We start from the raw sequence: 16,828 nt of genomic DNA on the forward strand, positions 1-16,828 counted from the left end.
GCATAAAGGTTCTATCCCAAATGAATATTATTTTTAGATAATAGCTTAAGTCTCTGAATTACAGATTTTTATTTTTTATAAAGCGGAATATATTTTGAACACTATGGCGTTAACCAGTAGTATATTAAGATAGGTATTGGAAAGATTACTGCGCAGTATGGAGAGTGCCTTATGGATATGTTTTTTAATGGTGCTTATAGAAATCCCCGTGCGTTCTGCTATTTCCTGATGTGAAAGTTGCTCGAAACGGCTCATGATAAACACTTCCCTGCATTTATAGGGTAGTTTATGGGTTACCAATAATACCTGACTCTCGAGCTCTTTAATTTCTATGTGTTTATCAGGTGTAGGCAATAAAAGTTGATGATCTGCTATCAGTCGATCAAGATGGCGGTAGTAAAGTTGTTGTGAGCGATAGGCATCTATGACTTTATATTTTAAGGCTGCTTTTAAATAGGCTTCTAAGGTTGTTTTTAGATTTAAATCCTCCCGCTTTACATAAAGGCTAACAAACACGGCCTGCACTACTTCTTCGGCATCCTCACGTGAGTGCAACCGTTGGTATGCTGCATCACACAGTCTTTCCCAGAACCGATTGTATATTTCGGTGAAAGCGGCATGGTCGCCCATTTTTAAAAAGGCTACCAGTTGGTCTTCGGTATAGTGATGATAGGCTGACACGTTTGTTAAGTTTAGGCTAATATAAGTAAAATGTTAAATAATTGTAAATGATAGGATAAGAAGCCATTATTACTTTTTAGCTTATACTGTCCACAATAGCGCTTTTAATAAATATTGGATAGGGTACAAAAAAAAAGGATCCCGAATTTTTCGGGACCCCTTGATTTATAATTTGGTTTAGATATACTACTTAAGTGCCTTGATATCCTCTTTGTTTCCAGAAAGGTCAATTACAATAGGGGTAGAGATACATAGCGATGAGTAGGTACCAATAACACGTCCTATCAATAAAGCAAATATAAAGCCGCGGATGCTGTCTCCACCAAAGATGAAGATAACGATCAACACGAAGAATACGGTTAACGAGGTAAGAATGGTACGGCTTAATGTACTGTTCAGGGCAAAGTTGATTAGGTTAATGCGCTCTTGTCCATGTACATCGTCTTTGCCACTATCTGATAGTTTCTCACGAATACGGTCAAATACAACTACTGTTTCAGTCATGGTGTAACCCATTACCGTTAAGATAGCCGCAATAAAATCCTGACCAATTTCAAGAGGGAAAGGCAATATGCCATCTAAAATGGTATAGAACGAAAGTACCAATAATACGTCGTGGAATAAAGCGATAACCGCACCCAGACCATACTGCCATTTTCTGAAACGTACCAAGATATAGATAAACATTACCAGACAAGAGAACAATACAGCTCCGTAAGCACCATAAATAATATCACTGGCAATAGTTGGTGTTACTTTTTGCGAGCTGCCAATATCATATTTTGTACCTAGACCATCTAAACCTTTTCTTAAGGCAGTTTCAACCACTTTATCAGCATTAGGATCCTGATCGGTGATATGATAAGGTGTAGTGATTTTTAGTGAATTGTCAGTTCCTGCAGTTTTTACCAGCGCTTCTTCACCTTCAAAACTTGCCGTTAAGGTTTTGGCTACTTCTTCAGTATTCATCTGCTTATCGAACTTCACCATGTAAGTTCTACCACCTTTAAAGTCTACACCTAGGTGCAAACCATCATTTTTTACATAAAAAACTACCCCTAAGATGATGATGATTCCTGAAATAGCATAGTATAACTTTCTATGACCAACGAAGTTGAAGGCCAAGTTTTTGAATGCATTTCTGGTCATGCTGTTATCGAAGGTAATCGTTGCTTTCTTCTCGATTAACGATTCGAAAATGATACGGGAAATTAATACCGCGGCAAATAACGAAGTTACAATACCCACACATAGGGTAGTCGCAAAACCTTGTACTGGACCTGTACCAAAAATGAACAAGATAATACCTAAGATAAATACGGTTACGTTCGAGTCGATAATAGAAGACATAGCATGCTTAAAGCCTTCTCTAATGGCAACAGTTGTATTTTTCCCCAGCGCCAATTCTTCACGTACACGTTCAAATATCAGAATGTTGGCATCTACCGATAAACCAATGGTTAATACGATACCTGCAATACCAGGTAAGGTAAGTACAGCACCAAAGGCAGCAAGTATACCCATGATAAAGAATAGGTTAATCACCAAGGCTATATTAGCTACCCAACCCGCTTTGTTGTAATAGAAGGCCATGAAAGCTAAGATCACAATAAAGGCAATCACAAATGAAGATAGGCCGCTATCTATCGCCTGTTTACCCAATGATGGACCTACAACGAAATCGGAAACAATTTTGGCAGGAGCAGGCAACTTACCTGCTTTCAATACATTGGCCAAATCTTTGGTATCTTCTTTAGTAAAGCTTCCTGTAATAGAAGAAACACCATTAGGAATTTCATTTTGTACCGTAGGGGCAGAGTAAACAGTATTGTCTAATACAATAGCAATTGCCTTTTTGTTACTTGGGTCAGCAGAAGCATCAGCTGTAATTTTTTTCCATTTGGCAGCACCTTCGCTGGTCATGAACATGGTTACATCTGGTTTGTTGTTCTGGTCGAAACCATCGCGGGCGTTAGAGATAGCTTCTCCGCCTAAGTCAGGTCTGCCATCTAAAGAAGTAACTTTTATGGCATATAATTCGAATGCTTTGGTGCCTTGCATTGGTTTAAGGCTCCACATAAACCTAAGCGTATTCGGAATTAAAGATTTAATATCGGCTCTGTTGAAGAAGGCATTTACCTTCGCAGTATCTTTTTGCAATACCCAGCCCACTACCGGTCCTGGACGTAAACTTTGTTGGCCATTTTCGGCTTGGTAAGTAGGAAGGCTTAAAACCGCAAATAAAGGGTTTTTCTTAAGCTCATTAGCTACCAAAGCTTCTTTCGAAGTGTCTGCAGCTTTTGTATTGCCTTTGGTCAGGCCTGCTAGCTTACCACCTTTGGCTGTAGTATCGGCTGCAGCTCCCGGGGTTACGGCAGCTGTATCTTTTACAAGCAGGGCAAGAGATTTGTTGATGTTGTCCAAAATAGGATATACTTCCTGAGATTGGTAGGTTTGCCAGAATTGTAGCTCAGCAGAACCTTGCAACAATTTGCGTACACGTTCTTTATCTTGGATACCAGGCATTTCAATAAAGATCCTGTTAGAACCTTCTTGTTTCTGCATGTTAGGGCTTACTACGCCAAATCCATCGATACGACTACGTAAGATGATGAATGAACGGTCAATAGCGCTAGAAGCCTCTTTGTTTAAAAAGCTTTTTACATCAGCATTGCTGGCATTAGCTTTTAACTGGCTAGCATTATCTTGGTTGGCAAAGAAATCTGCTAATTTTCCATTTGGAACTAATTTCTCATATTCATTAACAAATAATCCAATAAAGTCTTTTCCACCGGCATTCAATTGGGTTTGCGCGTTGCTGAGGGCCTTATTGAAGTTTTCATCGGAAGTATTACCTGCCAATGATTTAGTCAGTTCGGCCAAAGAAATCTCCATGGTAACATTCATACCACCTTTAAGGTCTAGACCTAAATTGATTTCTTTACTTTTTACTTGTTGATAGGTAAGGCCTAATACCGGATATACAGGTACAGTTGCCATTGAGTCCAGGTATGCCTTTTCTTTAGCTTCATCACCTTTAGCAAACTCCTTGGCCTTTTTCTCTACATTATAAGTAATGATATTGAAAGAAAGTGAATACAGACAGACGATACCCAAAAGTATTGCCATGAATTTAATAAAACCTTTACCTTGCATTGTTTGTTTATTATAATTTTATGTTACGCTGTTTTTTAACAAGTCGGCAAATCTAATTATTTTTTTAATTAATAGAACGCCTAATTGTAATTTTGTTCAAAGAGAGACGTTATATGCGCTCTAATGTGGAAAAAGAGTAAGGAACTTTGTTTTTTTCATCTGCAAGATATGCTACTTTTTCGATTTCTCTCCACTCATTTGCAGAAAGTTCGGGAAAAAAAGCATCAGCCTCATAAGTTTGATGAACGGTAGTTAGGTAAATGTGTTTGCACAAGGGCAAGGCCTGTTTATAGATTTCTGCGCCACCAATGATAAAAGCTTCTCGAGTGGGGTCGCATAACGACAGGGCCTCTGCCAAAGAGTTGACCACTTCTATTCCTTCCAGTTTTAGGCCCTGTTGACGGGTAATCACAATATTTCTTCTATTAGGTAGTGGCTTTCCTATCGAATCATAGGTTTTACGGCCCATAATAATGGTATGACCGGTCGTTATATTTTTAAAATGTCTTAAATCGGCCGGTAAATGCCAAAGCAGTTGGTTGTCCTTACCGATGGCATTGTTTTCTGAAATGGCTACTACGATAGATATGGGGTTCATTTTTTAGAAAGTTGCGTCATTGCTTCGTGCCTCGAAATTACGATGTATTTATACTGCCACCACACCTTTAATATGTGGATGAGCCTCGTAATTTATCAGTTCAAAATCTTCGAATTTAAAAGAGAAAATATCTTTTACCGCAGGATTGATTTTCATGGTTGGCAAAGGTTTTGGATCTCTGCTTAATTGCAAACGAGCTTGTTCAATGTGGTTATTGTACAAATGGGCATCTCCAAGGGTATGGATAAAATCTCCTGGTTCCAATCCACATACCTGTGCTACCATCATGGTCAATAGGGCATAAGAAGCAATATTGAATGGCACACCCAAAAATAGGTCAGCACTTCGTTGATAGAGTTGACAGCTTAGCTTGCCATCGGCTACGTAAAATTGGAAAAAGGCATGGCAGGGAGGGAGCGCCATATTTTCTATTTCGGCCACATTCCAGGCAGAAACGATAATACGTCTTGAATCTGGATTGTTTTTAATCGCGTTAATGATCTGGGTAATCTGGTCTATCTTCTCGCCATTCGGTTTTGGCCAGGAACGCCATTGCGAACCATATACCGGGCCTAGATCGCCGTTCTCGTCTGCCCATTCATCCCATATCTTCACCCCATTATCTTTTAGGTATTGAATGTTGGTGTCGCCACTTAGGAACCAGATCAATTCATGGATGATAGATTTTAGGTGCAGCTTTTTTGTCGTCACCATAGGGAAGCCATCCTGCAAGTTAAAACGCATCTGGTACCCAAATACACTAATGGTTCCAGTACCTGTTCTGTCGTGCTTTTGTGTGCCGCTATCCAGCACATGCTGCATTAAATCTAAATATTGCTTCATAATCCAGTAGTAGGCAATAATGAAATTACCTTTTGCTAAGGTACAAAGCTAAAGATTTAATAGGAACAGCAATTTAGGTTTTTTCAACAATACTGCACTTTGTTGATTATATCATAAGAAGTACTATAATTATATATGAAATAGATGACATTTAGCTAAATTTGCTGCAATTGCAATCATGTTTAGAAAAATAATCTTTTCACTTTTATGCTGCTTTTTTGGGCAATGGGGCTTTGGGCAGACATCGCAAGCACTCAAAGTAGCAGGAGCAGCTGTATCACTCACTCAAAAAAAGGTGGTGTATGATCCTTCGTATTTTAAGATTCCCTATCCCAATGGCGATGTGCCTGAAGGTAAAGGTGTTTGTACAGATGTGGTCATAAGGGCCTATCGAACGTTAGGTACGGATCTGCAAAAGGAAGTGCACGAGGACATGAAAAAGAATTTCAGGCTTTATCCAAATCATTGGGGGCTTAAAACCACCGATACCAATATAGATCATAGAAGAGTACCCAATCTAATGGTGTTTTTTGGAAGGAAAGGCACAAAGAAACCCATGAGTAAAGCTGCAGCAGATTATTTGCCAGGTGATATTGTATGTTGGGACCTAAATGGTAAACAGACCCATATCGGTTTGGTGATTAACCAGAAATCTGCCGATGGAAAACGCTATCTGATTGTTCATAACATAGGCAATGGACAAGAAATTTCAGATTGCCTTTTCTCCTGGAAAATTATAGGGCACTATGGATACAAAATATAAACCTTAACCAACCAAAAAAGCCAAAAATGCTGACATTTGCCAATGCAAAAATAAATTTAGGACTATTCCTAACCGAAAAGCGGACTGATGGTTATCATAACCTGCAAACGGTTTTTTATCCGGTTAAAATATATGATGTAATAGAATTGATCGATGCTGTTGAAACCACTATTGAAATTAAGGGCATCGATATTCCCAGCAATGTGGATGACAATATTTGTTTAAAAGCTTTTAAGACTTTACAGTCAGATTTTAATTTACCGCATCAGCAAATCATTTTATTGAAAAATATACCCGTTGGTGCAGGTTTGGGCGGTGGCAGTGCCGATGCTGCTTTTCTCATCAAGCTGGTTAATCAGAAATTCGAATTGGGACTTCGTATCGACCAGATGGAAGGTTATGCCAGAAATCTCGGGGCCGATTGTGCATTTTTCATCAGCAATAAACCTACCTATGCTTTTGCAAAGGGCGATGAGTTTGAGACGTTGGAAATAGACCTGTCTGCTTATTATATGGTATTGGTCAAACCGCCCATACATGTATCAACTGCCGAAGCTTATGGTCAGGTAAAAGTAAAACAACCTTCTACATCTCTAAAAGATTTGATACATTTGCCCCTACAAGATTGGGCTGCTCATATTTTTAATGATTTTGAGCCTTCTGTTTTTGCAAATCATCCGCAAATTGACGAAATAAAAACAAAGCTTTATCAGGCAGGTGCTAAATTTGCACTGATGAGTGGTAGTGGTTCGTCGGTATTTGCCCTATTTGAAAAAGACGTAAAGCTACCAACCTTGGAGAAAGATAATTTAGTTTTTTATAATATTTAAGCTGAAAGTCTAAAGCAAAAAGACTAAAGCATAATGTATGAAAAGCTTTAAGCGTTGAGCTTTTAGCTTTAAGCCTTTTTACAGATGGAAATCAACCTGATCCGCAAAAGCGGTAAATTTAATTTTGAAGCCGAAAACGATAATGGTTTTACGGTTGAACTAGACGCAAAGCCGGCTATTGGAGGCGAAGGCAAAGGTTTTAGGCCTATGGAAATGCTGTTGGTAGGTTTGGGTGGATGCAGTGGCATTGATGTGGTAAATGTACTCACTAAGCAGAAAGAACCCTTGAACGATATTAAGATTAACATTAAGGCCACACGTAAAGAGGAAGAGATGCCGCCCATATTCGATGTGATTGATATACATTTTGATCTATTTGGCGATTTAAGCATTCAGAAAGTAGAAAGAGCGTTACAAATGACCTTTGATAAATACTGTTCTGTTTCTAATATTTTGGGCAGATCGGCAACTATAAATTTTACATACTCTATAAATGGTAATAAATAATACGTTTTAAGTTATCTATAGCTAGTGCTATAGATAACGTAATACTTATCACCTAAAACTTACAACTTTCATAATGTCAGAAAATTTTGAAACCATAGCGATACGCACACAAACCGAAAGAAGCAGCCATAAAGAACATTCTTCGCCAATTTATCTTACTTCAAGTTACAAGTTTGACGATGCGGAAGAGATGCGTGCTTTGTTTGCCAATGAAAAAGAGGGCAATGTATACAGTAGATATTCTAATCCTAACACTTCAGAGTTCATTGAAAAGATGACTTTATTGGAAGGGGCAGAAGATGGTTTTGCGACGGCAACAGGTATGGCGGCCATATTTACTACTTTTGCTGCTTTTCTGAAGAGTGGAGACCATATTGTGTCGAGCAGATCGGTTTTTGGTTCTACACACCAATTACTGACTAATGTTTTTGCTAAGTGGGGTGTTACCTTTGATTATGCGGACCTCGATAAGCCAGAAGATTGGGAAGGCTTGATCAAGCCGAATACCAAGATGATTTTTGTAGAAACACCATCTAACCCGGGTATTGATCTTATAGATCTGGAGTTCTTGGGCGGTTTGGCCAAAAAACATAAAGTATTATTGGTGGTTGACAATTGTTTTGCTACACCTTATTTACAACAGCCCATAAAACTGGGCGCAGATATTTCTATCCACTCGGCTACCAAATATATCGATGGACAAGGCCGTGCTTTGGGAGGGATTATATTGGGCAGTAAAGCATTAATTGCAGAGGTTATTGCTTTTGCCCGTCACAGCGGCCCATCATTGTCTCCATTTAATGCATGGATCTTATCGAAGAGCCTGGAAACTTTGGCTGTTCGCATGGATCGCCATTGTGAAAATGCACTTAAAGTGGCACAGTACCTGGAAAAACATCCTAAAATTAAGCTGGTGAAGTACCCATTTCTGCCATCACACCCGCAATATGAAATTGCCAAAAAGCAGATGAAACAAGGCGGGGGTATTGTTACCATTGTGGTTAATGGTGGTATTGAAGCTGCACGTCATTTTATAGATGGCCTGAAAATGTTCTCTATTTCCGCAAACTTGGCAGACACCCGTTCTATTGCTACACATCCGGCAACAAGTACACATAGTAAGCTAACAGAAGAGGAACGTAATATTGTAGGCATCGAACAAGGCTCTATCCGTTTATCGATCGGTTTAGAACATATAGATGATATTATTGCCGATATTGAGCAAGCGCTGAGTTAAAAAAAGCTTACGTTATTTCGATGAGGAAGAATGACGAAGAGAAATCCAATCATTAGATATGATAAGCTAGCTAGATCTCTCCTCGTAAACTCGTTCGAGATGGCGGAATAATGAGCCAGATCTGCTATTAAATCAGCTTAATATGATGGTCGGAAACGGTGATTAAGCGTTCTTTATAAAGGCCACCAATGGCTTTCTTAAATGCACTTTTGCTAACCTGAAACCTATCGTAGATGTCTTCTGGAGAACTTTTGTCGCCTAAGTTTATTTCACCAACTGCTTTGAGTTCTTCTAAGATGTAATCTTTGGTGTCTAAGATGTGCCCAAAGCCAGATGGTTGCAGGGTGAGGTCTATTTTTCCTTCAACCCTAATTTTTTTGATCCAACCTTTGCATCTCAAACCGGGCTCTACAGTAGTAAAGACTTCATTGTGGTATAGTAGACCAATAAATTCATTGTTAATAATGGCATTGTAGCCCAAATCAGACTTGTCTACAATTAAGAGTTCAACACTATCTCCCTCTTCAAAATCATAGTTTTCGTATTCCACAAACTGGTCAACTTTTGACGAGGCGAGTAACCTATTGGACATATCGTCAAGGTAAACAAAAACAACATAACTTTCACCAAGTTCCATGGGTCGCTTCTGCTCCCTTCTCGGAACAAACACATCTTTGTCAATGCCCAAATCTAAATAAGCACCATCATCGTTAACATCAACGACCTTTAGTAGAGCAAAGTCATCGGCTGTAGCCAAAACATTTTTTAACGTAGCAACCGTACTGCCGTCTTTGTTCAGGTATACAAAAGCTTCCACATCATCGCCTAAGGCAATGTCTCCAGTTACTTCTATAAAAGGTAAAAGTACTTCGTTGGTACCATCTGTTAAACTTAAACCCTGACTGTTCTTTGCAGCTACTCTTAAGGTATTGTATTTGCCTATCGATATCATTTGTTGGAATTAAGGGGCAAAGATAGAAAGATTATAACGATTACATTTGTTTTTGTAGATAAGCTTCCTGTAAAAAAAAGCACATGGTAATTAGCAGGATACCCAAGTGAGGCGATGCAGCTCACTGTATGTAGTTGTACTTTTTGGAAATGCTTTTTATGGTAAATAGGTAAACTATATTTATCTGTCACTTTAAATAATTATAATTGTAGTAGACGCGATCACATTAATAATTAGAGCTGTTTCATTTAATGAAAGGAATTGTCGTTATATTTTTTTTAAGCCTATATGCTTTGGCAGGCCATGCTCAAGAACCTAATATCGACCCCCTAATTAAAGCTTGGTCTGTTAACGATATTTCCCAGACCCATCAGGCCGAGAAAACTTACCAGACGCTAAAGGACTATAAAGATCCTAACAAGTATAAACAAATACTGTCCAGGTTGTATGCTTATTTAGATCGTCATGCCGATGATAGGTTAAGGGCCCGAATTCTTATGTTCGATGTACTGGGAAGCGAAGAATATAGTTTGGTAAAGGCAGAAACAGAAAATGCTAAAAAGGTAAAATTTGCCATACAGTTGGCCAATAAACTGGAAGATGAGCAATTGTTGGCAGAAATTTATGCACTCGCAGGCCAAATAGACCTCGATGGCGGATTTCTGTTGTATAACCTAAAAGCAGTGGAGCTGCAGAAGAAAATTGGCTTCCAGTATTTTTCTTTTGTGCAAAATCGATTTTTTAATATCAGTTACGCGCTTTACCGAACCGAAGATTATAAGCAAAGCATTACTTATGGACTTGAGGCCTTAAAATTTAAAAATGTAGAGGTCGAAAAGTGGGATCCTAGGGTTTATATCTTTCAATTGGATATTATTGGGGTCTCCTATAAGCAATTAAAACAGTACGACAGTGCAAAATATTACTACCAACAAATTATAGATACTTTACAACGAAAGCCAGATGCCCCTTATATTCAAGAATTATGGTTGGGTATAGCCAAGGGAAACATTGGACACATGCTTTCTTTACAGGGCGAGGATGAAAAAGCCATTCCGTTAATCACTACACATCTGAAGAGCAGTATCAAGCTAGAATCGTGGAATAATGCCGCAATGGCGCAAAATGCACTGGCCAATATTTATTTAAAACATAAATGGTATCCAGCGGCTTTAAAAGGTTTCAGATCGGCTTATGTTTGGGCCATAAAAAGCAATAAGATAAGGGAAATAATTACGGCCAGCAAGGGACTGGCCAAAGTTTATCGATTAACCGGGCAGGCGGATAGTGCTTATCATTATTATGATGTATATTATCAATATAAGGATACGTTGGCTGCCATGATCAATAAGGGAAAACTATCGGCCATTGACGCTAAAATAGCCTTTGATAATTTGCAGGATAGTTTAGAAAAAGCCAACGGTACAATTAGTAAGCAGCGTTTGACACGCAATTTCATCATTATGGGTATTGTACTGTTGACCGTTATTGCCTTGCTGTTTTATAACAGGAAAATGCTGCAGCAAAAGCATTTGGCCGAAAAGATTTCCCAAAAGCAAAAGGACGCGGAAAGGGAAGTGAGAAGGGCAAGGGTGCAGATCTTGAGTTTTACACAAAATATCATTGAAAAAGACCGGCTCATCCAAGACTTGCAAAAACAGGTGGACGCGGAAAATGGACAGGTCGTCAAAAGCCTTTTAAACTATACTTTGATCACCGATGTAGAATGGGAAAAATTTAGACTGGAGTTTTCCATGGCCTATCCCTTGTTCTTGCCTGCATTACATCTTAAAATAATTTCCATTACACCTGCAGAAGAGCGCTTGGCTACACTCTTATATTTAAAATTGACCCCTGGTCAGATAGCCAGTACCTTGGGCATTGGCAAAGATAGCGTAGGCAGGAGTAAACGAAGACTTAAGCAACGTTTGAATTTAAAAAAGGAAGAAGTACTGGAAGAATACCTGGCGCTATTGATTTAGAAGATCATTGGCCTAATGCCCATGGCCAGTCGTTATCGCCAAACACTATGATGTGGCAGTTGTCCGCTTTTTGTCCGCCCCAAAACCTTGCCCTCCATTAAATAAAGCAGAACCTTTGTAAGGTTATTTATTTGATCTAATGAAGGAATTATGAAAATAAAGCTTACACTGTTAGTATTGTTGTGTAATTTTTACTTGCTCCATGCACAAACTATTGTTCCTAATAAGGATGGAATTGTTTACGTAAGCGAACAGGGCTTGGGGAATAAATCTGGTGGGTCGTGGACTAATGCAGCTGAAATTAGAACAGCTTTTATTGCGGCAAAGACCAATACGGCAATTAAGGAAATATGGCTTAAGGCAGGGAATTATTTTCCTACCACAGATAATGATAGGCAAAAGTATTTGGAAATTGTCAGGAACCTAAAAGTTTATGGAGGCTTTTCGGGTACAGAAACTTCTGTAGCTGAGAGAGACTTGTTGTCAAATTTTACCATTTTAAATGGCGACATTGGAACGCTGGGAAATAAAGCAGATAATAGCTATCATCTGCTGGTAATTTGGCCAAAGAATGAAATCACCATAACGGATCAAACCATAATTGATGGCATCACTTTCAAAAATGCCAATGCCAATTCTGGTGGAGTGATCAATAACGAACTGCCATTGTATATGGGCGCCGCCATCTTTGTTACTGTACAAGATTATGATCAAAAAAATTATCCTATCATTAGCAATTGCAAGTTTCTGGATAATTTTGCCAATCAGGGTGGGGCAGCTGTCTATTATGACGGACTTTTAGGGACTACAGAACAGTTTAAAATTAAGGATAGTTATTTTGAGAACAATGTCTCTGCTTATACAGGCGGTGCATTAATGTTCTTTTATGATGAAGCTTTTCTAGAAGCTAGCAATACACAGCAACATTATTATAATGCGGAAGTGGACCATTGTACCTTTAAGCATAATACGGTCAATAACAATTCACAGGGGCGTGATGCAGAAAGTTCTGGTGGGGCCATCTGTGCATTGGGAAAAGGGAATTTAACGGTTAGGAATAGCATCTTTTACGAGAATATAACGGATATAACGGTTACGGCGCATGGCTACGCTACCTACGGCAATGGAAGTGCGCTAGCGGCTGTTCTTAAATCAAATGTTGTTGTTTACAATTCGTTGTTTTATAATAACAGTAAGGCCGCCATTTTTAATAGGGAAGCTGCTCTTAAAATTGTTAATTCTACCATTCACCATCCAAGCAATGTTTTAATATCATTATCTAAAGCTGTTTCCTTTGAATTTTACAATTCTGTTGCCTGGAATGATGCCGTAAATGCACCGGCCATATTGTTGCCTGATAATCAGCCCCTGAATGCGCTTATTAGAAATAGTATCCTAAATGCAACACCTTTGCTTATCCTAAGCTCACCAGCTTTAAATGTAACTTCCCAAAATCCATTGTTTAATGGAGCAAATGATTTTACGCTGTCTCGTAAAAGCCCTGCCATTAATGCGGGAGAAGGCGCCTTATTTGGGCCGGACTTAAGCACAGCTAAAGATTTGGCAGGTAATGCCCGTCTGCAAAAGGGAAGTATAGATATAGGGGCGTATGAAAGCCTCTACAACCCACAACCTTTGCCAGATGCCAATGGCATTGTCTATATTAAACAAAATGGTACAGGTAATTTTTATGGCAATAGTTGGGCCAATGCAGCTCCAGAACTGGCGGATGCGCTAATAGCCGCTAAAAGTAATGTAGCCATTAAAGAGATTTGGGTGGCAGGGGGTATCTATAAGCCTTTATATAGTCCGGAAGATGGGGCTAATTTTGGGACGGACAAAAATCGCGACAATTCGTTTCTGTTGGTAAAAGATATTAAGCTTTATGGTGGTTTTGCGGGCTCGGAAACTACATTGACCCAAAGGAATTTAAATATAATGGCCAATAAAAGTATTTTAAGTGGAGATTTTGGGAATAATGATCAGTTGAATGGTAGTGGCGATAGTTTTGCCATTACGAATAATGGTGAAAATGCCTACCATGTAGTGGTTTCTGCCGGAGACTTGGGGCTGGCAGAGCTCAATGGCTTTACCATTAAGGGAGGGAATGCCAATGCCAATACCGGTATTTTGGTCAATGCCCAGAATATCTTCAGAAATAATGGAGGGGGAATGACAAATGTAGGTGCTGCCAGTCCCTTGGTAGCCAATTGTCGTTTTGAAGCAAATAATGTCTATTATGGAAATGGAGGCGGTATATTTAATGGTTTGGCTTCCAATCCAACAATTACAGATTGTTATTTTGTAAATAACACGGCTTTTTTTGTTGCTGGTCAAGGCTGGGGCGATGAAGGTGGTGGCGCAGGTATGGCAAATCTATCTTCTAATCCCATCATCAAAAGAGCTGTTTTTTCGGATAATAATACAAGTGGTGGACGTTTAGGCGGAGCAGTTTATAATGAACTTGCCAATCCTATCTTTAGCAACTGTTTGATAAATAGAAATGTGGCTGGAAGTGGCGGTGGTATCTTTAACTATAATTCAAGCCCTGTATTAACTAATTTAAACCTAAATAATAATATCACTTTATATAACGGAGCTGCAGTTTATAATGGAGGTACTTCTGCGCCTATTATTACCAATGTGACGATTGAGGGAAACAGGACCACATATGTATCTAGTTTTGGTGGAGGCCTATATTATGCTGCAAATTCGGGAGGAAGCATTCGAAATAGCATAATTTGGAATAATACCAATGCTACGGCTCATGCTGGTAGGGAAGAGATCTATAGTTTAAATACAGGTGCTACGAAAGTAAATGTGTTGAACAGTGTGATAAGGGATTATCATATAGCTACGGCTGATCTCAATTATACTGTTGCCAATGTGATCACAGCTGATCCAAAATTTGTCAGTGTCACCGATCTAAGCCTTCAGGCGGGTAGTCCTGCAATTAATGCGGGAGATAAAACCTTGTTTGATGTAGGGAGAATACCAGATCTTTCAACAAACACCACAGACTTGGCGGGTAACCCCCGAATAAATGGAATTGCGATTGATCTGGGTGCTTATGAATACCAATCTACTTTGCCTATTCAACTCGGAGACTTTACCGCTGTTATGGAAAATAATGAGGCTAAACTGCGTTGGTATACGGTTTCAGAGAACAATAACAAGGAGTTTGTGCTGAGTAGAAGTACAGATGGTAAGGTGTTTACGGAATTAGGTAGGGTAGTGGGGCATGGTAGCACCAACCAACAACAAAATTATTGGTTTGATGATAAGCAGCCCTATAATGGAATTAATTACTATCGGCTACAGCAGTTGGATTTTGATGGGCAAATTGCACATCTTGGTGACAAAGTGCTGAATTTTACACTTGCTAGGGAAAGTTGGAGCGCTTATCCAAACCCTACAAAAGATAAAGTCAATATCGCATTTAATGACCATGTTTATACCGAAGCAAAATTGTTTAATGTTGCTGGACAACAACTCGCTGTTAAAACAGTTCTTCCCAATGATCGACTGGTGCGGTTTGATTTGTCTGGACTTCCTACGGGTGTATATATCGTAAAGTTAATGGGGGCAGGATTAAAGAGCATAAGGGTTTTAAAACAGTAATGAACAATGGCTGGAAAAAGGACGGATAAATTTTATATACTGATGGTTCTGCTTGCCTTGTTGCTTATTATATTGGTATGGAGGTATTACCAATATAGGATTGGGCAGGTTGATGTTAGAATTAAGGATTGATAAAGGGAAAGTGCTTTTCCAAAGAAGAACAATAAGAAGGTATTCGCCTTAGTATTGAAAATCTGCGTTTACCCTTAGGGTTGAAGAGAAGCTGATTGGAGTAGAACAGGATTAATTGGTGGCGTTAGCTAATATCTTCTTGAATTTTTTCTCAAGAAGATATTGGACTAAGCTAAAGTTACTTGATGAAGGCCAGTTAGTTCCAAGATTTGTAGCCAAATCAGAATCTTAAATTGAACTTTACAAATACGCTGCTAACTATCATTTTAGGTCGCTGATGATGGACTGCTTTAATAGGCAAGAAATCGTTGAGGGTTTTGATTTGCCCATATAGAGCAGAGAATAAGTCATTACCCAGGTAGTTTGAAATAAGCAGCATTGACCAAGGTTCAATTATTCAAATCTTTCTAATTTAAAGATTTCTATCTTTTTAACATTGTTAAAATACCCATTAATGAGTATTTTTTGCTAAATAAACTTAAGCGAAATTGCATGGGTAAATCATTTATATATACATGCTATTGTTTTTTGTGTTCGGTCTGCCATTGCATTGTAGTTGGGCAGGGGCATGTGCAACAGGTTAATGTAGGTCCTACTAAAGAGAATAGCATCAAAAGAGAAAAGGCTAAACGATTGGAAGTAATTAGTTGGCAGAGGTTATTCGATATTAAATCTGTAAATATTCGACTATTGGTTGGCGAGTACACCAACCGAAATCCTAAATAACGTTAAAACTCAAATATCATGAAACTAAAATTATATTTATTAATAGGGATTTTATTTATTGGAACAACACTCAAAGCGCAACAAAAAAACATCAAACTCGAAGATGTTGTAAATGAACAATTTGGAACGCTGTTGGAAAGTCTGCTTTTGGATGGGAAAATTGATGAAGTAAATGCAAAAACTTATCTTGAAACGGTTTTTGGGTATGATCAATCAGTAAACAATTATATTCAAGGTTTAAACCTGACACAACAAATACAAAGTATAGGAAAAGGAAATTTATCTTTTGATAATTATGTAAAAGCCCTTGGTTCCAATTTATTTAATTTAATTCCTGTTCAATATCAACAACAACTTGCTAAGAACCCTAATTATATAGGTTGGAAATTGGGTCAGGAAATGAATAATGGAAAAGTAAGTACAGAAACTATGGGTAATGCTATTACTATACTAGTAGATAGTTATAAGGAAAACCAAAAAAACAAACTCATCATTGAGAAACTGAAACAAATAACACCCCAAATCAGTAGCTTAAAAACAACAGCTACTGAAAAACTAATGGTAATCAATGATAGCAGTAATGTTGATAACTGGAAATTAAATCCTGTAAAAATCAAAAAAGGGTTCTTCTCTGATGAATCTACCTACAATAAAGTGACGATAGAAACTGGAAATTTAATATTAGATCCTACTGAGGGATATGCCGATAGATTTCTTAATATTTATAAAAACAAAGAGAAATTTGATTTTTCAAAAGATTTCAAAATAACAATCAAAGGCAGATTAGACCCCTATACTTA

Annotated in this window: 12 protein-coding genes; 7 read left to right on the forward strand and 5 right to left on the reverse strand. The window is 38.4% G+C overall.

Annotated elements, in window-relative coordinates:
• Window positions 1–75: 75 nt before the first annotated feature.
• From JHD79_RS16885 to JHD79_RS16900, 4 genes are all read right to left on the reverse strand, one after another.
• Window positions 76–681 carry an RNA polymerase sigma-70 factor gene (locus JHD79_RS16885; protein WP_199120477.1) on the reverse strand — a complete coding sequence of 202 codons (606 nt, stop codon included), beginning with the start codon at window positions 679–681 and terminating at the stop codon, window positions 76–78.
• A gap of 186 nt (window positions 682–867) precedes the next feature.
• Window positions 868–3,837, reverse strand: a complete 2,970-nt coding sequence (gene secDF, locus JHD79_RS16890; RefSeq protein WP_199120478.1) for a protein translocase subunit SecDF — start codon at window positions 3,835–3,837, stop codon at window positions 868–870.
• Between the two features lie 109 nt (window positions 3,838–3,946).
• Window positions 3,947–4,435 carry a dihydrofolate reductase gene (locus tag JHD79_RS16895; RefSeq protein ID WP_199120479.1) on the reverse strand — a complete coding sequence of 163 codons (489 nt, stop codon included), beginning with the start codon at window positions 4,433–4,435 and terminating at the stop codon, window positions 3,947–3,949.
• A gap of 48 nt (window positions 4,436–4,483) precedes the next feature.
• Complete coding sequence (locus JHD79_RS16900; protein WP_199120480.1) at window positions 4,484–5,278, reverse strand: thymidylate synthase; 795 nt, start codon at window positions 5,276–5,278, stop codon at window positions 4,484–4,486.
• Between the two features lie 178 nt (window positions 5,279–5,456).
• Between JHD79_RS16900 and JHD79_RS16905 the strand changes: the two genes are divergently transcribed.
• From JHD79_RS16905 to JHD79_RS16920, 4 genes are all read left to right on the forward strand, one after another.
• On the forward strand, window positions 5,457–6,041 hold the full coding sequence (locus JHD79_RS16905; protein ID WP_199120481.1) for a DUF1287 domain-containing protein: 585 nt from the start codon (window positions 5,457–5,459) through the stop codon (window positions 6,039–6,041).
• Window positions 6,042–6,067: 26 nt separating this feature from the next.
• Entirely contained in the window at window positions 6,068–6,871 is an 804-nt protein-coding gene (ispE, locus tag JHD79_RS16910) for a 4-(cytidine 5'-diphospho)-2-C-methyl-D-erythritol kinase (protein ID WP_199120482.1), read from the forward strand.
• 84 nt (window positions 6,872–6,955) lie between these two features.
• The gene (locus JHD79_RS16915) at window positions 6,956–7,378 is read left to right on the forward strand and encodes an OsmC family protein (RefSeq protein ID WP_199120483.1); all 423 of its coding nucleotides are present in this window, start codon (window positions 6,956–6,958) and stop codon (window positions 7,376–7,378) included.
• Window positions 7,379–7,451: 73 nt separating this feature from the next.
• A complete protein-coding gene (locus JHD79_RS16920) occupies window positions 7,452–8,615 on the forward strand; it encodes an O-succinylhomoserine sulfhydrylase (RefSeq protein WP_199120484.1) in 1,164 nt (387 codons plus the stop codon).
• 127 nt (window positions 8,616–8,742) lie between these two features.
• Here JHD79_RS16920 and JHD79_RS16925 read toward each other — a convergent pair whose 3' ends face one another.
• Window positions 8,743–9,567 (reverse strand): S1 RNA-binding domain-containing protein, encoded by an 825-nt coding sequence (locus JHD79_RS16925; protein WP_199120485.1) that lies wholly within the window; start codon window positions 9,565–9,567, stop codon window positions 8,743–8,745.
• Window positions 9,568–9,818: 251 nt separating this feature from the next.
• On the opposite strand from JHD79_RS16925, the gene JHD79_RS16930 reads away from it, so the two are divergent.
• From JHD79_RS16930 to JHD79_RS16940, 3 genes are all read left to right on the forward strand, one after another.
• A complete protein-coding gene (locus tag JHD79_RS16930) occupies window positions 9,819–11,549 on the forward strand; it encodes a hypothetical protein (RefSeq protein WP_199120486.1) in 1,731 nt (576 codons plus the stop codon).
• A gap of 150 nt (window positions 11,550–11,699) precedes the next feature.
• Window positions 11,700–15,170, forward strand: coding sequence for a choice-of-anchor Q domain-containing protein (locus JHD79_RS16935; protein WP_199120487.1), 3,471 nt, complete (start codon window positions 11,700–11,702; stop codon window positions 15,168–15,170).
• Window positions 15,171–16,046: 876 nt separating this feature from the next.
• Window positions 16,047–16,828, forward strand: a 782-nt coding sequence (locus JHD79_RS16940) for a hypothetical protein (protein ID WP_199120488.1), incomplete at its 3' end; no start/stop codon positions are given.

It is taken from the genome of Pedobacter sp. ASV28, from assembly GCF_016428855.1.
Classification (GTDB): domain Bacteria; phylum Bacteroidota; class Bacteroidia; order Sphingobacteriales; family Sphingobacteriaceae; genus Pedobacter.

What these genes read in the sequence shown, in the direction of transcription:
- JHD79_RS16905 (WP_199120481.1), top strand. Translation starts at nt 5,457, where the DNA reads ATGTTTAGAAAAATAATCTTTTCACTTTTATGCTGCTTTTTTGGGCAA.
- JHD79_RS16930 (WP_199120486.1), top strand. Translation starts at nt 9,819, where the DNA reads ATGAAAGGAATTGTCGTTATATTTTTTTTAAGCCTATATGCTTTGGCA.
- JHD79_RS16915 (WP_199120483.1), top strand. Translation starts at nt 6,956, where the DNA reads ATGGAAATCAACCTGATCCGCAAAAGCGGTAAATTTAATTTTGAAGCC.
- JHD79_RS16920 (WP_199120484.1), top strand. Translation starts at nt 7,452, where the DNA reads ATGTCAGAAAATTTTGAAACCATAGCGATACGCACACAAACCGAAAGA.
- ispE (WP_199120482.1), top strand. Translation starts at nt 6,068, where the DNA reads ATGCTGACATTTGCCAATGCAAAAATAAATTTAGGACTATTCCTAACC.
- JHD79_RS16935 (WP_199120487.1), top strand. Translation starts at nt 11,700, where the DNA reads ATGAAAATAAAGCTTACACTGTTAGTATTGTTGTGTAATTTTTACTTG.
- JHD79_RS16900 (WP_199120480.1), bottom strand. Translation starts at nt 5,278, where the DNA reads ATGAAGCAATATTTAGATTTAATGCAGCATGTGCTGGATAGCGGCACA.
- secDF (WP_199120478.1), bottom strand. Translation starts at nt 3,837, where the DNA reads ATGCAAGGTAAAGGTTTTATTAAATTCATGGCAATACTTTTGGGTATC.
- JHD79_RS16895 (WP_199120479.1), bottom strand. Translation starts at nt 4,435, where the DNA reads ATGAACCCCATATCTATCGTAGTAGCCATTTCAGAAAACAATGCCATC.
- JHD79_RS16925 (WP_199120485.1), bottom strand. Translation starts at nt 9,567, where the DNA reads ATGATATCGATAGGCAAATACAATACCTTAAGAGTAGCTGCAAAGAAC.